The sequence below is a fragment of the Pseudomonas sp. SWRI50 genome (assembly GCF_014269095.1).
GTDB classification, from domain to species: domain Bacteria; phylum Pseudomonadota; class Gammaproteobacteria; order Pseudomonadales; family Pseudomonadaceae; genus Aquipseudomonas; species Aquipseudomonas kermanshahensis.
Map to the genome: position 1 here is coordinate 76,565 of NZ_JABWRW010000018.1, position 19,370 is coordinate 95,934.

Below are 19,370 nucleotides of genomic sequence, written 5' to 3' on the forward strand. Positions count from 1 at the left end.
GGCCCCTGACCGCCCACCTCAATATCGTGTCGAATCAACAAAGGCGGTCGCGCGCCAACATTACAGGCCTCACTGGCCCGAAACAGGTGTAGGAGCAGCCTTGTGCTGCGAAGCGCCGCGCGGGCGGCGCTCGATTTCGAAAACATCCAATACCGCCAGTCTTGCACCTGGCAGGCACAGCGCAATATCTTGTAAACCACCAGGAGCCACCTCGACTTGAAGGCGAGTGAGATCCTCAATGTTATTGAGATACACAATGAACCAAGCCCCACCCACCCTCATCCGCGAAACCTTCCCCGTAGGTCCCCTACAGTGCAACTGCACCTTGATCGGCGACCCATTGACCAAAAAGGCCATCGTCGTCGACCCAGGCGGTGACCCGGACAAGATCCTCGCGCGCCTGCAGGCCCATGGCTTGACCCTGGTGAGCATCATCCACACCCACGCGCACTTCGATCACTTCCTCGCCTCGGGCAAGCTCAAGGAGCTGACCGGCGCGACGCTGCACCTGCACAAGGACGACCAGTCGCTGTGGGACAACCTGGAGATGCAATGCCAGATGTTCGGCGTGCCCTACACCCCGGTGCCGCCGCCAGACCGCTGGTTGAGTGATGACGAGGCGCTGGCCTGTGGTTGTGGCGTGGCTTTGCACACCCCAGGGCACACGCCGGGTTCGATGAGTTTCTGGTTTGCCGATGCCAAGCTGCTGATTGCCGGCGACACCCTGTTCCGTCGCGGTATTGGCCGCACCGATTTGTGGGGTGGCGATCAGCGGGCTATCGTTCGTTCGATCAAGGAGCGGCTGTACCGGCTGGATGAAGAGGCCATCGTGGTCACCGGCCACGGGCCAGACACCCGCTTGGGTGACGAGATGCGCGAGAACCCGTTCGTGCGGGCATGAACCTGCATGAAAAGGTGTTCATGGAATTTTTTGCCGTCTGGGCAATCCAAGGCTGGCATAGATCCATTCGCGGTCTGCCGCATTTATGAATTTCAGTAGGAGCTTGTCCATGTTCACCATGCGTCGTCTGATTATCGTCGCAACCGCCGCCGCCCTGATGACGGGCTGCGCCAGCCAGAACCCGTACGACAACCAGGGTCAGGCGCAGGGCTCCACGGGGATGAGCAAGACCGCCAAGTACGGCGGCCTGGGCGCGCTGGCCGGTGCCATCGCCGGCGCCGCCATCGACCACAACAACCGCGGTAAAGGCGCACTGATCGGCGCTGCCGCAGTGGGTGCCGCCGCCGCAGGTTACGGCTACTACGCCGACAAGCAGGAAGCCGAACTGCGCGCGCAAATGGCCAATACCGGCGTCGAAGTGCAGCGCCAGGGTGACCAGATCAAGCTGATCATGCCCGGCAACATCACCTTCGCCACCGACTCGGCCAACATCGCGCCTAGCTTCTACTCGCCGCTGAACAACCTGGCCGGCTCGTTCAAGCAGTTCAACCAGAACACCATCGAAGTGGTTGGCTTCACCGACAGCACCGGCAGCCGCCAGCACAACATGGACCTGTCCCAGCGCCGTGCGCAAGCGGTCAGCACCTACCTGACTTCGCAGGGTGTCGATGCTTCGCGTATTTCGGCACGTGGCATGGGCCCGGACCAGCCGATCGCCAGCAATGCCGATGCTAACGGCCGTGCGCAGAACCGTCGTGTCGAGGTCAACCTGAAGCCGATTCCTGGCCAGCAGTATGACCAGGGCCAAGTTCAGCAGTAAGGCCACACCACAGGGGCCGCTGTGCGGCCCAATCGCCGGCAAGCCGACTCCCACATGACCGTGTGGGTCTTAAGTCCTGTGGGAGCCGGCTTGCCGGCGATTGGGCTGCACAGCAGCCCCTGGATTCAGCGTACGACGCTGGCCTGGATTGCCGTCAGGGCGATGGTATGCACGATGTCATCCACCTGAGCCCCCCGCGGCAAATCGTTCACCGGCTTACGCAAACCCTGCAGCATCGGCCCCAGGCTGACCCCATCGGCGCTGCGCTGCACCGCTTTGTGCGTGGTGTTGCCGGTATTCAGATCAGGGAACACGAACACCGTGGCACGCCCGGCAACCGGGCTGTTTGGTGCCAGCTCGCGGGCAATGGCCGGGTTGGCCGCCGCGTCATACTGCAAGGGTCCATCGATCAGCAGATCGTGCGCGGCGCCCTGCGCCAAGCGTGTCGCTTCACGCACCTTGTCGACTTCTTCATCGCTCGCCGAATCGCTTGAATAACTGATCATCGCCACCCGCGGCGCGATGCCGAAGGTGTGTGCCGATTCGGCGCTCTGCTGGGCAATTTCTGCCAGTTCAGCGGCACTTGGGTGAGGGTTCATCACGCAGTCGCCGTACACCAGCACCTGCTCGGGGAACAGCATGAAGAATACCGAGGACACCAGGCTGGCACCTGGCGCGGTCTTGATCAATTGCAGGGCAGGGCGGATGGTGTTGGCGGTAGAGTGCACCAGGCCCGACACCAGGCCGTCGACCTCATCCAGGGCAAGCATCATGGTGCCGATCACCACCGGGTCTTCCAACTGCTGCTCGGCCATCGGGGCGTTAAGGTTCTTGCTCTTGCGCAGGTTGACCATCGGTTCGACATAGCGCCCGCGAATCAACTCAGGGTCGAGTATCTCCAGGTCCGCAGGCAAGGTAATGCCCTGCGCACGGGCGACCGCTTCGACTTCTTCCGGCTTGGCCAGCAGCACGCAACGCGCAATGCCACGGGCCTGGCAGATCGCCGCCGCCTGTACCAGCAGCGGTTCGGCGCCTTCTGGCAGGACAATGCGTTTGTTGGCCTGTTGCGCGCGCTGGATCAGTTGGTAGCGGAACACCGCAGGCGACAGGCGCAACTCGCGTGGTGTGCCGCAGCGCTGGTGCAACCAGGCAGCGTCGAGGTGGCTGGCGACAAAGTCGGTGATGAATTCGGCACGCTCGCGGTCATCCACCGGGATCTCGCGGTTCAGCGAATTGAGCTGGTTGGCCGTGTCGTACGAACCCGTACTCACCGACAGAATCGGCAGGCCGGCCTGCAAGGCGCCGCGGCACAAGCCGAGGATGCGTGCGTCGGGCTTGCTGTCGCTGGTCAGCAGCAGGCCGGCCAGGGGCACGCCATTGATCGCCGCCAGGCTTACGGCAAGGATGATGTCGTCGCGGTCACCCGGGGTCACCACCAAGGTGCCAGGGGTGAGCAGCGGCACGGTGTTGGCCACCGTGCGCGCACAAATGATGATCTTGCTCATGCGCCGCTGCTCGTAATCGCCCGCGTTGAGCACTTGGGCCCCCAGCAGGTCGGCCACGTCGCGGGTGCGTGGGGCATTCAGCTCGGGCTGGTAAGGGATGCAGCCGAGCAGGCGGAAGTCGTTGCCGCGCAGAAGTGGCGAGTGTTCGCGCAGGCGGGTGGCGAAGTCCGCCATGCTTTCGTCGGTGCGCACCTTGTTGAGGATCACCCCGAGCACTTTCGGGTCGCGGGGGCCGCCGAACAGCTGGGCCTGCAGTTCGACGCGGCCGGACAGCTCGCTGAGTACCTCGTTTTCGGGCGCCGAAACCAGTATCACCTCGGCATCCAGGCTCTTGGCCAGGTGCAGGTTGACCCGCGCCGCGTAACTGGCGTGGCGGGTAGGCACCATGCCTTCGACCACGACCACGTCATTGCCGATGCAGGCTTGCTGGTAGAGGCGGATGATTTCCTCCAGCAACTCGTCCAGCTGGCCATCGCCGAGCATGCGCTCGACGTGGGCCAGGCTCAGCGGCATGGGCGGTTTGATGCCGTGGGTGCGTGCGACCAGTTCGGTGGAGCGTTCCGGGCCGGTGTCACCTGGGTGGGGCTGGGCGATCGGCTTGAAAAAGCCGACCTTCAGGCCTGCGCGCTCAAGGGTGCGCACCAGGCCGAGGCTGATCGACGTCAGGCCGACACCAAAGTCGGTCGGCGCTATGAAAAAAGTTTGCATGCGTGCTTCTCGAATTAAAGCGGTGCAAGGAATCAACGGCCAAGGGTAGCGCTATCGGCTGCCTGTGCACACCAGCCACACGCGAAAGCCTCGCCGATGCGTTGTTGGCGCTGCTCGGCATCGAGCACCCAAGGGCGCGCTTGCCAGGGCGGTTGGTGACGAAGGTGCTGGGTGTGGCCGCACGACAACTCGACCACCCAGTGGCCTTCTTCGTCCTGATGGAAGCCGGTGATCCGACTGATGGGCTGTTCCTCGGCCGAGGCGCGTTCGCAATCGGGCGATGGCTTGGTTACACTTGTCCGCTCTACATACTTTTGCAAAAGGTCTTGCCCCATGCTGATCGCCGCCAACAAGGCTGTCTCCATCGACTATACCCTGACCAACGACGCCGGGGAGACCATCGACAGCTCCGCCGGTGGCGCGCCGCTGGTTTACCTGCACGGTGCCGGCAACATCATCCCGGGCCTGGAAAAGGCCCTGGAAGGCAAGCAGGCCGGTGACGAGTTGAACGTTTCCATCGAGCCAGAAGAGGCCTACGGTGAATACCTGGCCGAGCTGGTCAGCACCCTGAACCGCAGCCTGTTCGAAGGCGTCGACGAGCTGGAAGTCGGCATGCAGTTCCACGCGTCGGCGCCGGATGGCCAGATGCAGATCGTCACCATTCGCGACATCGACGGCGACGACGTCACCGTTGACGGCAACCACCCGCTGGCCGGCCAGCGCCTGACCTTCCAGGTCAAGGTTGTCGACGTGCGTGACGCCAGCGAAGAAGAAATCGCGCACCGTCACATCCACGGTGAAGGTGGCCATCACCACTGATTTTCTGCGCTAAGCTCAGAGAGTCGCCAGGCGCTCGGGCAAGCCGATTTGCCTTCCCAACGGGAGGTGGACGGCTTGGACGAGCGCTTTTTTATTGGGCGGATTTCGCCCTGCGGCCATCGGGAACCTGAGAGGGGATTACATCATGAGTGCTTTTCACGACCTGAAATTGGAGGCGCTGAACGGCGGGGAACTGCCCCTCGCACCGTTCAAGGGCCAAGTGGTGCTGGTGGTCAATGTTGCCTCCAAGTGTGGCCTGACGCCGCAATACGCTTCGCTGGAGACGCTGCATCAGCAATTCAAGGGCAAAGGCTTCAGCGTTTTGGGGCTGCCGTGCAACCAGTTTGCCGGCCAGGAGCCCGGCAGCGAGAAAGAGATCCAGGAGTTCTGCAGCCTCAACTATGGTGTCAGCTTCCCGCTGGGCGCCAAGCTTGAGGTCAACGGGGCGCACCGCCATTCGCTGTATCGCCTGCTGGCGGGGGAAGGTGCTGAGTTCCCAGGCGACATCACCTGGAACTTCGAAAAGTTTCTGGTGGGCAAGGATGGGCGCGTGCTGGCGCGTTTCTCGCCGCGCACTGCGCCGGATGATCCAGCCGTGGTTCAGGCCATCGAGAAGGCGCTGGGCTGAAGTATGGGCGCGCGCGGCGGCTGAAGGTCAGCCGCGATGCGCTGTCGAACCTGGCTTGATCGCCAGTGCAGCACCTGAAGCTTTTTGCGTGTCGCCTGTGCGTTGTTTGCAAGCACTGCACAGGTAGGTTTCGAACTGCTCGACAATCGCCGGCCAGCCCTGTCGGCTGGCGTGCTGCCGTGCGTTCAGGCGCACCCGGCGCAGGGTTTCTTCCTCTTCCAGTAGCCAGCAAGCGGCATCGATGAAGGCCGCCTGGTCGCCGGGCATCGCCAACGCACCGCTATGGCCATGCCGAATGTGCTGGGCAGCCGCTGCCTCATCATAGGCGACCACCGCCAAGCCTGAGGCCATGCCTTCGAGCACCACGTTGCCAAAGGTTTCGGTCAGGCTCGGGAACAGGAACAGGTCACCGCTGGCATAGTGCTCGGCCAGCACCTCGCCCCGCTGGGCACCACAGAACACGGCATCAGGCACTTGCTGCTGCAAGGTGGCGCGCTGTGGGCCGTCACCGACCACGATCAGGCGCAAGCGCTTGTGTGGATAAGTCTTCTGCAGGGCATCCAGGCACGGTCGCAGTACCCCTAGGTTTTTTTCCGCCGCCAGCCGGCCGACATGCAGCACGGCGATATCGTCCGGCCCGATCCCCCAGCTTTCGCGCAGCGCCTGGCTGCGCCGGGCCGGGTTGAACAGGCAGGCGTCGACGCCACGGGCCAACAGGTCCAGGCGCTCGAAACCACGACGCTCCAGCTCCAGGCGCTGGCTGACGCTGGGCACCAGGGTGACTGCCGTGCGGCGATGGAACCAGCGCAGGTAATGGGTGAGCAGGCGTGCCAGCAAGCCCAAGCCGTACTGGCCGGAATACTGCGGGAAGTTGGTATGGAACCCGCTGACCACCGGCACCCCCAGGCGCCGTGCCGCACGCAATGCGCTCAACCCCAAAGGCCCCTCGGTGGCGATGTACAGCACGTCCGGTCGCTGCCTGCGCCAACGCCGCAACAGCCGGTGCATCGACACTTCGCCCCATTGCAGGCCGGGGTAGCCGGGCAACGCCCAACCGCGGCACAGCATCAGCTGCGGATCGTTGTGCACAGGCTCTTCGCCGGCTTGGCGGGGGCGGACGATCTCGATGTCATGCCCGCGTTGGCGCAACCCTTCGCTGAGGCGGCCAAGGGTGTTGGCGACACCATTGATCTCGGGGGGGAAGGTTTCGCTGACGAGGGTGATGCGTAGGGCGGGTGTATTCATGACAAAAAGTTTCCGCTCGCATCATTGCGCCGATGTGACGGCCTTGTGACGTACAAATGACGCCTGATTGCCGGCTGTTTCAATTGTGTGAATATTTGCGTGGGCGGCGCTCAAGAACCTAGCAGTGGCAGCCGATGAAGATGCATTCGATTACGTGCTGCGCTCCAGGAGAGCGGTAATGTTCAACAACAAGCTCAAGCAAGAAATCCAGCAATTGCGCGAAGACCTGCTGTCGGTCGAACAGGTCAAGTGCAGCCTCGACAGCGAGATGCTGGTGCTCCAACTCGACCCCCAGGGACGGATCGAGATGGTCAACGGCAACTTCGAGAGCGAGATGCTCTACCGTGCCGACCAATTGCTTGGACGCAAACTCGAGGACATTGTCCCGGCCCACGTGAAGTCGCTCGACTTCTACCAACGCATGAAAAGCGCAATCAGCCGGGGCGAGCACCTCAACGGGGCATTCCGCCTGCTGCGCGGCAATGGCCAGGAAGCCTGGTTGCGCTCGATTCTGCAGCCGGTCAAGAACAGCGAAGGGCGCATCAAGTATTTCACCCTGCACTCGAGCGACCTCACCCGCACCATCGAGACCTCCCGTGAGCACGAAAGCCTGATCAAGGCCCTGATGCGCTCTACCGCAGTCATCGAATTTGGCCTTGATGGCACCATCCTGACCGCCAACGAACGGTTTCTGACGTCGGTCGGTTATCGCCTAGAGCAGATCCGCGGCAAGCATCACCGTATTTTCTGCGAACCCGAAGAGGCCAATTCGTCGGGTTATCAGGCGTTCTGGGACAAGCTGCGCCGTGGCGAATACGTGGCTGAGCGCTTCAAGCGTATCGATGCCCATGGCCGGGTAATCTGGCTGGAAGCGTCCTACAACCCGATCTTCGACGCCCATGATGTGCTGTACAAAGTGGTCAAGTTCGCCACCGTGATAACCGACCAGGTCAACCAGGAGCAGGCGGTTGCCGAGGCGGCGGACATCGCCTTCAACACCTCGCTGAGCACTGACGCCAGTGCGCGCAAGGCCACCGACGTAGTCACGCAGACGGTAAACGTCATGCGTGGCCTGGAGTCGTCGATGCAAGAGGCCGCCGAGGGCATTCAGGCGTTGGACACCCAGTCGCGGGTGATCGGCTCGATCATCAAGACCATCAGTGACATTGCCGGGCAGACCAACTTGCTGGCGCTCAACGCTGCCATCGAGGCGGCCCGGGCGGGCGAGCAGGGGCGTGGTTTTGCCGTGGTCGCCGACGAAGTGCGCCAGCTGGCCTCGCGTACCAGCACGGCCACCGAGGAGATTGCTCGGGTGGTGCAGCAGAACGAGCAATTGGCCCAGGCTGCGGTGGCGATCATCGACACCAGCAAGCGTCAGGCGGAGCAGGGGCTGTCGTTGGCCGATGAAACCGGCAACGTGATCGTCGAAATCCAGGAGGGGGCGAAGCGAGTGGTGGATGTAGTGGGGCAGTTTTCCAGCCGGCTCGGTCAATGACGGTGGGAGCAGCCTTGTGCTGCGAAGCGGCCAGTACTAGCCACAGATAGGTATTGTTCAGTACTGGCCTCTTCGCAGCGCAAGGCTGCTCCTACACAGGGCTGCGCTTGGATTTAGTCGCGTTCACGCACCCAGAACAACGTAGCCCCCGCCACCGCGGCCGGCATCATCAGTACGTTCACCACCGGCACCATCAGCGCCAGGTAGGTGATGCCGCCAAAGCCCAGTGATTGCCAGCGCTTCTGGCGCAACCAGGCCAGCATGTCCTGCCAGCTCATCTTGTTGTTGTCCGCCGGGTAGTCGATGTACTGGATAGCCATCATCCACACACCAAAGATCAGCCATAGCGGCGCGGCGACCACGTTGACCACCGGGATCAGCGACAGGATGAACAGGCCGATGGCCCGTGGCAGGAAGTAGCCCAGCTTGCGCATCTCGCGGCCAAAGGTACGCGGCACCATGGCCACCAGCTCGGCCCAGCTGAAGGCAGGGAAGTTGTCTTGGCCGCGCACCACCACTTCGACCTTCTCGGCCAGAAAACCGTTGAACGGCGCCGCAATGACGTTGGCCACCAGGGTGAAGGTGAAGAACACCATCAGCACCACCAAGGCGACGAACAGTGGCCACAGAATGTAGGTGAGGAAGCTCAACCAGCTGGGCAGGGTTGGCATCAGGGCGTCGACCCAGACACTGAACTGATGGCCGGCAAAGTAGATCAGGCCACCAAACAGTAGCAGGTTGACCGCCAGGGGCAACAGCACGAACAACCGCAGGTTCGGGCTCAGCACCAGTTTCAGGCCTTCGCGCAGGTACTGGGGGCCAGAGAGGACAGGGGCTTGCATCGAGACACTCCGAACAGAAGGAAAACGCGCTGACCTTACCGAGTTTGTCGCGCCGACGAAAGGCGGGCGATGTTGGCGAAACCGGCTGTAACAAAAGCGTCAGGGCGATTTTCGTGAATGAAATTGCTGGATAGACGATGCCTATGAGGTGGATTGTCGAAGGATATTTCCTTAATCTTTGCGACCTCGCTACAGTGCGCTCAACTTTTAGGTTTTGGATCGACGCGTTGTAGCCTTCCCCAAGGTTGCGTGGGTCCTTTTTAAATTCCAGCTGGCACCGCCGGCACACCGATGCTGGCCCCGTGCGGCCGGCTCGACAGGAGTTCGACATGTCTGAAGTACGTCATTCGCGCGTCATCATCCTCGGTTCCGGCCCTGCCGGTTACAGCGCCGCAGTCTATGCCGCCCGTGCCAACCTCAAGCCGCTGCTGATCACTGGCATGCAGGCCGGTGGCCAGCTGACCACCACCACCGAAGTCGACAACTGGCCGGGCGACCCCCATGGCCTGACCGGCCCAGCCCTGATGCAGCGCATGCAAGAGCACGCCGAGCGCTTCGAGACCGAGATCGTCTTCGACCACATCAACGCTGTCGACCTGGCCAACAAGCCGTTCACCCTCCAGGGTGACAGTGGCACCTACACCTGCGACGCACTGATCGTTGCCACCGGCGCCAGCGCTCGTTACCTGGGCCTGCCGTCGGAAGAAACCTTCATGGGCAAGGGCGTTTCGGCCTGCGCTACCTGTGACGGCTTCTTCTACCGCAACAAGCCGGTAGCAGTCGTCGGCGGCGGCAACACTGCCGTTGAAGAGGCCCTGTACCTGGCCAACATCGCCAGCAAAGTGACCCTGGTTCACCGCCGCGAGACCTTCCGCGCCGAGAAGATCCTGGTCGACAAGCTGAACGCCCGTGTGGCCGAAGGCAAGATCGAGCTCAAGCTCAATGCCACCCTGGACGAAGTGCTGGGTGACAACATGGGCGTGACCGGTGCGCGCCTGAAGAATAACGATGGCAGCAGCGAAGAAATCAAGGTCGACGGCGTGTTCATCGCCATTGGCCACACCCCGAACACCTCGCTGTTCGAAGGCCAGTTGACCCTCAAGGACGGCTACCTGGTGGTCAACGGCGGCCGCGAAGGCAACGCCACTGCCACCAACGTCGAAGGTGTGTTCGCTGCGGGCGACGTGGCCGACCACGTTTACCGTCAGGCCATTACCTCGGCCGGTGCAGGCTGCATGGCCGCATTGGACGTCGAGCGCTACCTGGACGGCCTGGCCAACGCCGCGTTCTGATCCACGCCCGAAAAAAACCGGCCATCTGGCCGGTTTTTTTATACCTGAGATCTGCTGCGCCTGTGCGGGCCTCTTCGCGGGTAAACCCGCTCCCACAGGGGGCGCACATCACTCAAGCCTGCGGTGATCCTGTGGGAGCGGGTTTACCCGCGAAGAGGCCCGCACAGGCACCGCGTCCTCTCAGAGGCTCAAACGCATCGACAGGTCTACGGCCTTCACATCCTTGGTCATCGCACCAATGGAAATGTAGTCGACGCCGGTCTCGGCAATCACCCGCAAGGTGCTCTCGTTAACGCCGCCGCTGGCCTCGAGTTTGGCCTTGCCCGCAGTGATGTGTACCGCTTCGCGCATTTCATCCAGGGTCAGCTCGTCGAGCATGACGATATCCGCACCCGCACTCAGGGCCTGGCGCAGTTCATCCAGGCTCTCCACCTCGATTTCCACCGGCTTGCCAGGGGCGATGCGGTGCGCTGCCGCCACTGCCTCGGCCACGCCACCGCTGGCGGCGATGTGGTTTTCCTTGATCAGGAAGGCATCGTAAAGGCCGATGCGGTGGTTGTCGCAACCGCCACAGGTGACCGCGTATTTCTGTGCCAGGCGCAGGCCGGGAAGGGTCTTGCGGGTGTCTAGCAGGCGTACGTGGGTACCTGCGACCAAGTCGGCCAGAAAGCGTGCGCGCGTGGCGACGCCCGACAGCATCTGCAGGAAGTTGAGCGCGCTGCGCTCACCGCTGAGCAGCGAGCGTGCCGGGCCTTCCAGGTGGAACAGCGGCTGGTTGGCCAGCGCGCGGTCGCCATCGGCCACTTGCCAGTGCACCGCCACCCGCGGGTCGAGCTGGCGGAACACGGCGTCGACCCAGGCGGTGCCAGCGATCACGCAGTCCTCGCGGGTAATGATGGTCGCCTTGGCCAGGCGTTCGGCCGGGATCAACTGCGCGGTGATATCGCCACTGCCGATGTCCTCCAACAGTGCACGGCGCACGTTGGCTTCGATTTCAGCGGTCAGGTCGGCGAGGCGTAGGTTCGGCATGGTCGGCTCCACAAGCTAGATGCCCGCGATTATAGGGCAGGGGAGCGGTGTGTACAGGGCCATGGCCGGTGACCTTTGGTCGGCCCGTCTGAGCATCTGGCCGAATACAGGGTCATTTCCCAGCAAGCGAAACGGCGCTGGCAGCTGTTCGTTTTTTTGCCGATAATAGTGACCAGTATTTGGCGTCATAGCTTTGACGATTCGTTGCCCGTGGGGCAAGCAAGCCTGCAAGGAGTTAGGGATGCATAAAGAAGGCAAGGTGGTGCCCCTGGCGGCAGCCATCGACCGAGGGGCGCGCACGCCTCTGCCTTGCCTTCCGGTATTGCTCCTGCAAGTGCGCGACAAGGCCGCGCTGCAATTGCGCCAAGGCCTGCAGGCCTTGTTCGACAACACCGACGTCACCCTCTTCGAGATGGCCGACAAGGCCGCTGAGCGCTGCGACCAGAGCCTGTATTTCGAAGCGATGCGCGACGTGCGCCTGAAGCGCAAGAGCATCGAGCGCGGTTTTCTCGACACCTTCCATCACACCTTCGCCAGCCTCGGCCGGGCAGACCCTCTGGGCGGCCTGGGTGAAGCGCAGGGTTCAGGCAACAAGGCGCAGCGCGAGCGTGCATCCGCCATCGACGGCATGGTCGCGCGGGTGCTCTCGCGAGACGGCCTTGCCCTGCAGCAACTGGGTTTGCGCTTGCAGGCATTGCTCAATCGCCCGGTGGGCGAGCAGCAAAACCCCGTGGGCCCCGCTGCGCTGTGCGGCTATTTCCTCGAAGCGGGCCGCAACCTAGGGGTCGGGCTGCGGGTCAAGCTGATCCTCTTGAAGCTGTTTGAACGCTACGTGTTGCGTGATGTGGAGGTGCTCTACGCAGAGGCTAACCAGTTGCTGGCCGCGGCCGGTGTGCTGCCCGAGCTGCAGCCTGCGCCACGTCGGCGCGCCGAGGATCGGTGCCTGAGCGCCGGGCGCCTGCCGTCCAGCCTGGAGGCGCAAGGGGCGCTGGGTGCGGACAGTGCCGGGCAAGCGTATTTTGCTTCACTGCAAACGCTTCTGGCCCCCGCGCGTGGGCAAATCGCGCCGCGTTTGCAGCGGGTGGCTGCTGCCCAGCCGATCAGCACCGCCGACCTGCTGCGCCTGCTTTCGCACCTGCAGCACTATGTGCCCGCCACGCAGGCGGCGGATGACTTCGCGCTAGGCCAGCAGCTGGAACAACTGTTGTTGCGCGTCAGTGTGCGCAGTGGCACGCGTCGGCGCATCGCCACGGCCGATGAAGACATGATCAACCTGATCGGCCTGCTGTTCGATTTCATCCACAACGACGACAACTTACCCGCCAGCCTACGGGCATTGATCGCGCGTTTGCACATCCCGCTGCTCAAGGTCGCGCTGCTCGACAAGGGGCTGTTCAGCCGCGCCAGCCACCCGGCTCGGCGCTTGCTCAACGAGATCGCGGGTGCCGCGATCGGTTGGCAGAGCAGCGCCGAAGGCCTGCGCGACAGTTTGCATGTACGGGTGGAACGTATCGTTCAGCGTCTGCTCAACGACTTCACCGATGACGCCTGCCTGTTCGCTGAACTGCTCGACGAGTTTCTCGCCTTCAGCCAGGACGAGCGGCGCCGCAACGAGTTACTCGAACAGCGTACCCGCGACGCCGAAGAGGGCCGGGCGCGTACCCTGCAGGCCCGCCAGCAGGTGCAGCAGGTGCTCAACCAGCGTCTGCGCGGGCGGGTGCTGCCGCACGTGGTGGTGCAGATGCTGGTGCAGGGCTGGAGCCAGGTGCTGCTGCTGGCGTGGCTCAAGCAGGGCGAAGGGTCCGAGGCATGGCGCAACGGCCTGGCCACCCTGGACACGCTGCTCGCCAGTATCGCCCCGCACCACGACCCGCAGGCCTGTCAGCAACTGCTGCAACAGGTGCCTGGCCTGCTCAAGGCCTTGCGCGAAGGCCTGGCAGGCGTGGCGCTGGACTCCACCGCCACCCGTGACTTCTTCCAGCAGCTTGAGCAATTGCACCTGCGCGCCTGCTCGGCGTCCGAAGGGCACAGGGCCGATGGCCCGCCCGTGCTGGACGAGGTGCTGGTGGACGAGGACATTGTGCTGGCCCTTGCCGAAGAGCCCGCCTGCGCCCCCCTGCACCTTGTCGACGGCAATGCCTCGGCATTGCGCCAGGTGCAGCGCCTGCGTATCGGCAGCTGGGTCGAGGTGTTCGATGAAGAGGACCCATTGCGCTGCAAGCTGGTGGCACGCATCGACAGCAACGATCGGCTGGTATTCGCCAATCGCACGGGCATGAAAGTGCGTGAGTGGAACAGCGGCAGCCTCGCCCAGGCGCTGCACCGGGGAGAGGTGCGGGTGCTCGATGACGGCGCGCTGTTCGAGCGGGCGCTGGAGTCGGTGCTCGAAGGGCTGCGGCAACAGCAGGTCCATTGAGTCATCATTACAATGATTCACATGCAAACGGCCGCGGACGCAGGGCATACTGCTGCCCTGTACCCGGCGTTTTTTCAGGATCTGCCCCATGCAATTGGACCGTGCCACCGGCTGGTTCCACGGAATCACCCACTGCCCGTCGCCCAACTTCAACGCGCGCCCCGAGGGCGAGTCGATCTCCCTGCTGGTGATTCACAACATCAGCTTGCCGCCGGCGTGTTTCGGCACCGGCAAGGTTCAGGCATTCTTCCAGAACCGCCTGGACGCCCATGAACATCCCTATTTCCAGAGCATCTGCCACCTGACGGTTTCGGCGCACCTGTTCGTCGAGCGCGATGGCGCCGTCACCCAGTTCGTGTCGTTGCTCGACCGCGCCTGGCATGCCGGTGTCTCGTGCTTCGACGGGCGCGAGGGCTGCAACGACTTCTCCATCGGCATCGAACTCGAAGGCACTGACGACCTGCCATACACCGATGCCCAGTACGCCACGCTGGCGCAGCTGACTCGGCAGATCCGCGACGCCTGGCCGGTCATCAGCCTTGAGCGCATTCAGGGCCACAGCGACATAGCACCGGTACGCAAGACCGACCCAGGCCCGGCTTTCGACTGGGGCCGTTATCGCCAAACCGTGAAGGATAACGAGGACAACTCATGAGTTTTCTGGTTTTGCTGCTGGCGCTGTGGGTCGAGAAATTCTCGGCACTGCGCCATCGAATACAGCGCGATGGTTTTTTCCTCGGTGAACTGGTGCGCCTGGAGCGCAGCGGCAAGGTGCAGCCGTGGTGGACGTTGGCCATTCTGGTGCTGGCGCCGGTAGCGGTGCTGGCCCTGCTGCTGCATGTGCTGGAGCCCGTCGCCTATGGCCTGCTGGCATTGCCGGTGCACCTGCTGGTGTTGATCTACAGCCTGGGCCGCGGCGATGCGAAAGCGGCGCTGGGGCCGTTTCGCGATGCCTGGCGGCGGGGTGACGATCAGGCCGCCCTGCACGTGGCCGAGCGCGACCTGGGCCTGGTGGCCGACGAGCCTCACAGCCTGCTGGTGCGCGTGCAGGGTTACCTGCTGTGGCAGGCCTACCAGAGCTTCTTCGCCGTGATCTTCTGGTATTTCGTGCTCGGCCCCGGCGCCGCCTTGGCCTATCGCCTGCTGGCGCTGTGCGGCGAGCACAGCAAGCAGCCCGCGCTCAAGGCGCGTGCCGAGCAACTGCGGCACATCATGGACTGGCTGCCGGTGCGGGTGATGGCCTTGAGCTTCGCGCTGGTCGGCAACTTCGTCGCGGTGACCCGCGTGATGCTCCACGAGCTCCTTAACTGGCACATCAGCGCCGGCCACCTGGTGGCCAGGGTTGGGCGCATTGCCGACGATATCCCCGAGGAAGAAGACAGCCAGCGTGGCCTAAGCCGGCTGGACAGCCTTTGGGAATTGCTGCTGCGCTGCGCGGTGCTGTGGTACGCCGCGTTTGCGTTGTGGACGGTGCTGGTCTGACCTCACCGCCGTAACACGCGCCCTGTAGGAGCAGCCTTGTGCTGCGAAGAGGCCAGTAGCACCACCCCTGAATCTTCGGGATGCTACTGGCCTCTTCGCAGCACAAGGCTGCTCCTACCGGGGCTTAACCATAAGTTACAAACCTCCGATTCGATCTGCGGTATACACGTGGCACTGTGCTACCCCGTAGAACAATAAGAATCCAAGGAGGTGCCCCGTGAAGCGTCTGCTTTATCCGGCCATCGCACTGATGAACCGGCTGAGCTTCGGTCAGAAGTTCAGCCTTGTCAGCGTCCTGTTTTTCCTGCCCATGCTGGTCATCAGCGGCTACCTGGTACGCGATGCGTACCAGCAGTTTCAGGCCACCCGCGCCGAGCTGCAGGGCATCGCCCCCCTGCGCGAAAGCCTGGCCCTGCGCGCAAGCTTCGAAAGCTTGGGCAGCCTCCTGCAGATCAATGCCGTGATCGGCCAGTCGGGCCAGGCCGGTGATGTTGAATCGCGTATCGCTGCGTTGCAGGGCAACGTGCAGGAGCATCTCCAGGCACTGCATAGCGACGACCCGCAGCTGGAAGCCAAGCGCGAGGACTTGGCCGATGCCTTTGCCCGCGCCCGCGAAGAGTCCTCGCTGCAGAACAAAACGGCGTTGTTCGACGCCTTGCTCGCCCAGGCCCAGGTGCTGACCCGCCTGGTGGCCAGCCAATCTGGCCTGAGCCAGGACAGCCAAATCTCCGTGCGGCAACTGAACGACCTGCTTGGTGTGGCGACGGCGCAGGTGACCCAGGCCCTGGCGGACGGGCAGGCGATGGGAGCCATTGCCCTGGGGCGTGGCTTCATGGATTCGTCCGGCAGCGCGCGCTTCGAAGATTTGCTGCAGCGCCTCGAGCGCCTGGCCACCGACTACGCACTGCGTTTGGAGGACGCCCTGGGCAGTGACCCCGCGGCCAACGCGGCCCTGGCCAGCAGCGCCCAGGCCAGCCAGGCGACGGTCAGGCAGGCCGCTGCGTTATTCGAAGCGCAGGTGGTGGTGGCCGAGACCTTGGATGCGCCCTGGCCTGCGTTCTATCAGCAAACCCATGAGCTGATGGAGCACACCTACCGCCTCAACGAGGCCATTCTCATGCACCTGCAGGGGCAACTACAAAACCGGCTGGGCGAGCAACAGTGGCGCATGATCGGCCTGGTGGCGGTGCTGGCTGGTGTGTTCGCGCTAATTGTGTACCTGTACAGCGGGTTCTACGTCTCGACCCGGGCGACCCTGCGCCAGCTCGGCAGGGCGATGGGCAAGGTCGCCAACGGCGACATGACGGTCAGCTTCCAGGCCCGCAGCCGCGACGAGTTGGGCGAGCTGGGGCAAGGTTTCAGCGACACCGTGCAGCGTATCCGTGGCCTGATCGACCAGGTTGGCCGCACCGTGGTGGCCGTCGAAGAACAGGCCAGCCAAGTGTTGGCGGTGTCAGTGCGGAGCAACCAGGCGGTCAGCGGCCAGCGTGAGCAAATCGAGCAAGTGGCCACGGCCATGAACCAGATGAGCGCCACTGCCCAAGAGGTCGCACGCAGTGCGGCTCTGGCTGCCGATGGCGCGCAACAGGTCAACCAGGAAAGCGCCAGTGGCCGTGACCTGGTGCAACGCCAGCAAGGCAGCATCGACCGGCTGGCTGCCGAGATCGACCAGAGCGTGGGGGCCGTCAATCAGCTAGCCAGTGACAGCCAGGCAATCGGGCGGGTGCTTGAAGTGATCCGCAGCATTGCCGAGCAGACCAACCTGCTGGCACTCAACGCCGCGATCGAGGCAGCGCGCGCCGGGGAGCAAGGCCGAGGCTTCGCGGTGGTTGCCGATGAGGTGCGCACCTTGGCCAGGCGCACCCAGGACTCGACTGCAGAGATCGCACAGATGATCCAGCGTTTGCAGGAGGGGGTCGCAGCGGCGGTTAATGCCATGGGCAGCAGCCACCAGATGGCCGCTGGCACCGTCGATGAAACGCGCCGGGTGCAGCAGGCGTTGGGCAATATTTTGGGTGCGGTGGGCAGTATCGTCGAGCAGAACCAGCAGATTGCCGCTGCCGTGGAGCAGCAGACCGCCGTGGCGCATGACATCGACCAGAACATCGTGGCGATCAACAGTGCCGCGCAGGACACCACCCAAGGAGCCTGCCTGACCGAGGAGGCTAGCCGGGCATTGTCAGCTCAGGTGGTGGAGTTGAAACGGTTGATTGGGGCGTTCAGGGTTTAATGAGGCTATCTCTGTAGGAGCAGCCTTGTGCTGCGAAGAGGCCGGTTTGGCTGTAGAGATGCTGTGGCGGTAATGGTCTCTTCGCAGCGCAAGGCTGCTCCTACAGCTGAATAGCGCCGGTGCAGGCCACCGCAGTCAGCTACCAGCCAAATAACTCACAGGCATTCTTGCTGCTGGCGTCAGCCAACACGTCCACCTCTATGCCGATCACCTCAGCCAGCGCTGCGGCAATCTCCGGCAGGTGCTCCGGGCTATTACGCTGCCCGGGGTACATCACCGGGGCCATGTCTGGCGCGTCGGTCTCCAGCACTACGCTTTCCAGCGGCAGCCGGGCAAGGGTCTTGCGCAAGCGCACTGCCTGCGGCCAGGTAGCCGCCCCGCCAAGCCCCAGGCGGAAACCAAGCTTGATGTACTCGCGCGCCTCTTCATAGCTGCCTGCAAAGGCATGGATGACCCCAGCCCGGGCCGGCTTGTAGCGCTTGAGCGTGGCGATCACCTGGGCATGGCTACGGCGCACATGCAGCAAGGCCGGCAGCTCGAAATCGCAAGCCATCTGCAGTTGTGCTTCAAACAGCGCTTGCTGGCGATCCTTGTCCAATGCTTCCAGGTAGTAATCCAACCCGAACTCACCCACGGCGCACAGGCGCGGGTCGCCGCGCAGGCGCTCCAGCCAGTCGCGCAGCTGGGCAAGGTGCTCTGGGCGATGCTGGCCCAGGTAAACCGGATGCAAGCCCAAGGCAGCAGCCACACGTGTGTCGGCGCAGGCCAGGTCCCACACCCGCTGGAAATTCGCCTGATACACCCCCAGCACCACCATGCGTTCCACCCCGCGCGCCGCCGCATTGGCCAGCAGGCGCGAGCGGTCGGCGTCGAAGTCGGGGAAGTCCAGGTGGGTGTGGGTGTCGATCAGGCGCATGTTCAGGCCGCTGGGATGCGTTGCTTGAAGGTTCGACCGATGGCGTGCACGCCGGGCTCGTAACGCTCTTCCTCGATGGCTGCCAGGGCCAGCTCCAGCGCAGTGGCGGCGATCAGACCGTGCTGTTGGGCCATGGCGTTGACCGGAAGCGGCAAGAAGTCGAGCAACTGGTTGTCACCGAAGGTGCCCAACTGCAGCTGGCGCGAGTCGGCGGGGCGCGCCTGCAAGGTGTCGAACACGCCCTGCAGCAGCACGTAGGAGGTGGTTACCAGGGCATCCGGCAGGCCACCCTGTTCGTCGATCAGTTGCTGCATCAGGCGCTGACCGCATTCACGGCTGAACGCCTCACCCTGATATCGGCGCACTTCACCCGCATAGCCTTGCAGGGCTTCGTCGAAGCCGCCGGCACGGGCCTGGCTGACCGAAAGCTCCGGGCGGGCGCCAATCAGGGCGATGCTGCGCGGGGCTGCGCTGAGCAGGCTGGCGGCCAGCTGACGGCTGGCGTCGCGATCATCGCTGATCACCGAGCAGAAGTGTGCGGGGTCCAGGCGACGGTCGATGGCGATCACCGGCAGGCCTTTGTCTTGCAGCTCACGGTAACTGTCGTCTTCCACAGGCAAGCAGCTGGCGACGAACAGGGCATCGCAACGACGGGCGCGGAACAGTTGCTGCAGCTGGCGCTCGCTGTCCGGCTGGTCATCGCTGCTGGCAATCAGCAACTGATAGCCACGGGCGCGGGCGCCTTGCTCGAGCTGCTTGGCGATGCGGGCGTAGCTGGGGTTCTCCAGATCCGGGAGAATGAAGCCCAATGTGCGGGTATGCCGGCTGCGCAGGCCGGCGGCTTGCGGGTTGGGCGTGAAGCCATGGGCCTCGACCACTGCGCGCACGCGCTCGACAGTGCTGCTGCTGATGCGCTGCTGTTCGGCCTTGCCATTGATGACGTAGCTGGCAGTGGTCACGGACACACCGGCCAGACGGGCGATATCGCTGAGTTTCACCGAATTTTCCTTGTTATTACCGGGGCTGGCTGCAAGGCCAGACC

General features: G+C 63.6%; 16 protein-coding genes and 3 pseudogenes. 12 read left to right on the top strand and 7 right to left on the bottom strand.

Going from position 1 to position 19,370, the window contains the following annotated elements; translation table 11 throughout:
* Positions 1–256 precede the first annotated feature (256 nt).
* On the top strand, positions 257–901 hold the full coding sequence (locus tag HU750_RS18850) for an MBL fold metallo-hydrolase (RefSeq protein ID WP_085274096.1): 645 nt from the start codon (positions 257–259) through the stop codon (positions 899–901).
* A 109-nt stretch (positions 902–1,010) separates the two neighbouring features.
* On the top strand, positions 1,011–1,721 hold the full coding sequence (locus tag HU750_RS18855) for a YiaD family glycine zipper/OmpA-like lipoprotein (protein ID WP_027594438.1): 711 nt from the start codon (positions 1,011–1,013) through the stop codon (positions 1,719–1,721).
* 125 nt (positions 1,722–1,846) lie between these two features.
* Here the strand turns inward: HU750_RS18855 and pta are convergent, their stop codons facing one another.
* Together pta and HU750_RS18865 are read right to left on the bottom strand one after the other, a co-directional pair.
* Positions 1,847–3,934, bottom strand: coding sequence for a phosphate acetyltransferase (gene pta, locus HU750_RS18860; RefSeq protein WP_027594437.1), 2,088 nt, complete (start codon positions 3,932–3,934; stop codon positions 1,847–1,849).
* Between the two features lie 32 nt (positions 3,935–3,966).
* A complete protein-coding gene (locus HU750_RS18865) occupies positions 3,967–4,269 on the bottom strand; it encodes a DUF3565 domain-containing protein (RefSeq protein WP_027594436.1) in 303 nt (100 codons plus the stop codon).
* On the opposite strand from HU750_RS18865, the gene HU750_RS18870 reads away from it, so the two are divergent.
* Positions 4,268–4,753: an FKBP-type peptidyl-prolyl cis-trans isomerase gene (locus HU750_RS18870; RefSeq protein ID WP_027594435.1), complete on the top strand. Its 486-nt coding sequence runs from the start codon at positions 4,268–4,270 to the stop codon at positions 4,751–4,753. The two genes, HU750_RS18865 and HU750_RS18870, sit on opposite strands and share 2 nt — an antisense overlap.
* A 145-nt stretch (positions 4,754–4,898) precedes the next feature.
* Complete coding sequence (locus HU750_RS18875; protein WP_027594434.1) at positions 4,899–5,381, top strand: glutathione peroxidase; 483 nt, start codon at positions 4,899–4,901, stop codon at positions 5,379–5,381.
* A gap of 27 nt (positions 5,382–5,408) precedes the next feature.
* Here HU750_RS18875 and HU750_RS18880 read toward each other — a convergent pair whose 3' ends face one another.
* Positions 5,409–6,626 (bottom strand): glycosyltransferase family 4 protein, encoded by a 1,218-nt coding sequence (locus tag HU750_RS18880; RefSeq protein WP_186681756.1) that lies wholly within the window; start codon positions 6,624–6,626, stop codon positions 5,409–5,411.
* 268 nt (positions 6,627–6,894) lie between these two features.
* Here HU750_RS18880 and HU750_RS27605 point away from each other — a divergent pair.
* Together HU750_RS27605 and HU750_RS27610 are read left to right on the top strand one after the other, a co-directional pair.
* Positions 6,895–7,581: pseudogene (locus HU750_RS27605) on the top strand (PAS domain-containing protein); the annotation flags it as partial.
* A 114-nt stretch (positions 7,582–7,695) separates the two neighbouring features.
* Positions 7,696–8,121: pseudogene (locus tag HU750_RS27610) on the top strand (methyl-accepting chemotaxis protein); the annotation flags it as partial.
* A gap of 113 nt (positions 8,122–8,234) precedes the next feature.
* Here the strand turns inward: HU750_RS27610 and cysZ are convergent.
* The gene (gene cysZ / locus HU750_RS18890; RefSeq protein WP_027594431.1) at positions 8,235–8,963 is read right to left on the bottom strand and encodes a sulfate transporter CysZ; all 729 of its coding nucleotides are present in this window, start codon (positions 8,961–8,963) and stop codon (positions 8,235–8,237) included.
* 329 nt (positions 8,964–9,292) lie between these two features.
* Here cysZ and trxB point away from each other — a divergent pair, with 329 nt between their 5' ends.
* On the top strand, positions 9,293–10,255 hold the full coding sequence (gene trxB, locus HU750_RS18895) for a thioredoxin-disulfide reductase (protein ID WP_027594430.1): 963 nt from the start codon (positions 9,293–9,295) through the stop codon (positions 10,253–10,255).
* Positions 10,256–10,435: 180 nt separating this feature from the next.
* On the opposite strand, the gene nadC is transcribed toward trxB, so the two are convergent.
* On the bottom strand, positions 10,436–11,284 hold the full coding sequence (gene nadC / locus HU750_RS18900; protein ID WP_186681758.1) for a carboxylating nicotinate-nucleotide diphosphorylase: 849 nt from the start codon (positions 11,282–11,284) through the stop codon (positions 10,436–10,438).
* A 241-nt stretch (positions 11,285–11,525) separates the two neighbouring features.
* Here nadC and HU750_RS18905 point away from each other — a divergent pair, with 241 nt between their 5' ends.
* The 5 genes and pseudogenes from HU750_RS18905 (at position 11,526) to HU750_RS27620 (ending at position 17,412) form a co-directional block, all read left to right on the top strand.
* On the top strand, positions 11,526–13,700 hold the full coding sequence (locus tag HU750_RS18905; protein WP_186681760.1) for a DUF1631 domain-containing protein: 2,175 nt from the start codon (positions 11,526–11,528) through the stop codon (positions 13,698–13,700).
* Between the two features lie 88 nt (positions 13,701–13,788).
* A complete protein-coding gene (gene ampD, locus HU750_RS18910) occupies positions 13,789–14,355 on the top strand; it encodes a 1,6-anhydro-N-acetylmuramyl-L-alanine amidase AmpD (RefSeq protein WP_186681763.1) in 567 nt (188 codons plus the stop codon).
* Positions 14,352–15,182 carry a regulatory signaling modulator protein AmpE gene (ampE, locus tag HU750_RS18915; protein ID WP_027594426.1) on the top strand — a complete coding sequence of 277 codons (831 nt, stop codon included), beginning with the start codon at positions 14,352–14,354 and terminating at the stop codon, positions 15,180–15,182. The genes ampD and ampE overlap by 4 nt, the downstream gene beginning before the upstream one ends.
* A gap of 1,168 nt (positions 15,183–16,350) precedes the next feature.
* A pseudogene (locus HU750_RS27615) lies at positions 16,351–16,554 on the top strand (HAMP domain-containing protein); the annotation flags it as partial.
* 153 nt (positions 16,555–16,707) lie between these two features.
* Positions 16,708–17,412: a methyl-accepting chemotaxis protein gene (locus HU750_RS27620; RefSeq protein WP_422631636.1), complete on the top strand. Its 705-nt coding sequence runs from the start codon at positions 16,708–16,710 to the stop codon at positions 17,410–17,412.
* A gap of 139 nt (positions 17,413–17,551) precedes the next feature.
* Here HU750_RS27620 and HU750_RS18925 read toward each other — a convergent pair whose 3' ends face one another.
* Both HU750_RS18925 and cra read right to left on the bottom strand, forming a co-directional pair.
* Complete coding sequence (locus tag HU750_RS18925) at positions 17,552–18,328, bottom strand: TatD family hydrolase (protein ID WP_186681767.1); 777 nt, start codon at positions 18,326–18,328, stop codon at positions 17,552–17,554.
* A 2-nt stretch (positions 18,329–18,330) separates the two neighbouring features.
* Positions 18,331–19,326: a catabolite repressor/activator gene (gene cra, locus HU750_RS18930; protein WP_027594423.1), complete on the bottom strand. Its 996-nt coding sequence runs from the start codon at positions 19,324–19,326 to the stop codon at positions 18,331–18,333.
* Between the last annotated feature and the right edge of the window lie 44 nt (positions 19,327–19,370).

What these genes read in the sequence shown, in the direction of transcription:
- nadC (WP_186681758.1), bottom strand. Translation starts at nt 11,284, where the DNA reads ATGCCGAACCTACGCCTCGCCGACCTGACCGCTGAAATCGAAGCCAAC.
- trxB (WP_027594430.1), top strand. Translation starts at nt 9,293, where the DNA reads ATGTCTGAAGTACGTCATTCGCGCGTCATCATCCTCGGTTCCGGCCCT.
- HU750_RS18870 (WP_027594435.1), top strand. Translation starts at nt 4,268, where the DNA reads ATGCTGATCGCCGCCAACAAGGCTGTCTCCATCGACTATACCCTGACC.
- HU750_RS18850 (WP_085274096.1), top strand. Translation starts at nt 257, where the DNA reads ATGAACCAAGCCCCACCCACCCTCATCCGCGAAACCTTCCCCGTAGGT.
- HU750_RS18925 (WP_186681767.1), bottom strand. Translation starts at nt 18,328, where the DNA reads ATGCGCCTGATCGACACCCACACCCACCTGGACTTCCCCGACTTCGAC.
- pta (WP_027594437.1), bottom strand. Translation starts at nt 3,934, where the DNA reads ATGCAAACTTTTTTCATAGCGCCGACCGACTTTGGTGTCGGCCTGACG.
- HU750_RS18865 (WP_027594436.1), bottom strand. Translation starts at nt 4,269, where the DNA reads ATGGGGCAAGACCTTTTGCAAAAGTATGTAGAGCGGACAAGTGTAACC.
- HU750_RS18855 (WP_027594438.1), top strand. Translation starts at nt 1,011, where the DNA reads ATGTTCACCATGCGTCGTCTGATTATCGTCGCAACCGCCGCCGCCCTG.
- HU750_RS27620 (WP_422631636.1), top strand. Translation starts at nt 16,708, where the DNA reads ATGAGCGCCACTGCCCAAGAGGTCGCACGCAGTGCGGCTCTGGCTGCC.
- HU750_RS18905 (WP_186681760.1), top strand. Translation starts at nt 11,526, where the DNA reads ATGCATAAAGAAGGCAAGGTGGTGCCCCTGGCGGCAGCCATCGACCGA.
- ampD (WP_186681763.1), top strand. Translation starts at nt 13,789, where the DNA reads ATGCAATTGGACCGTGCCACCGGCTGGTTCCACGGAATCACCCACTGC.
- HU750_RS18880 (WP_186681756.1), bottom strand. Translation starts at nt 6,626, where the DNA reads ATGAATACACCCGCCCTACGCATCACCCTCGTCAGCGAAACCTTCCCC.
- ampE (WP_027594426.1), top strand. Translation starts at nt 14,352, where the DNA reads ATGAGTTTTCTGGTTTTGCTGCTGGCGCTGTGGGTCGAGAAATTCTCG.
- cysZ (WP_027594431.1), bottom strand. Translation starts at nt 8,963, where the DNA reads ATGCAAGCCCCTGTCCTCTCTGGCCCCCAGTACCTGCGCGAAGGCCTG.
- HU750_RS18875 (WP_027594434.1), top strand. Translation starts at nt 4,899, where the DNA reads ATGAGTGCTTTTCACGACCTGAAATTGGAGGCGCTGAACGGCGGGGAA.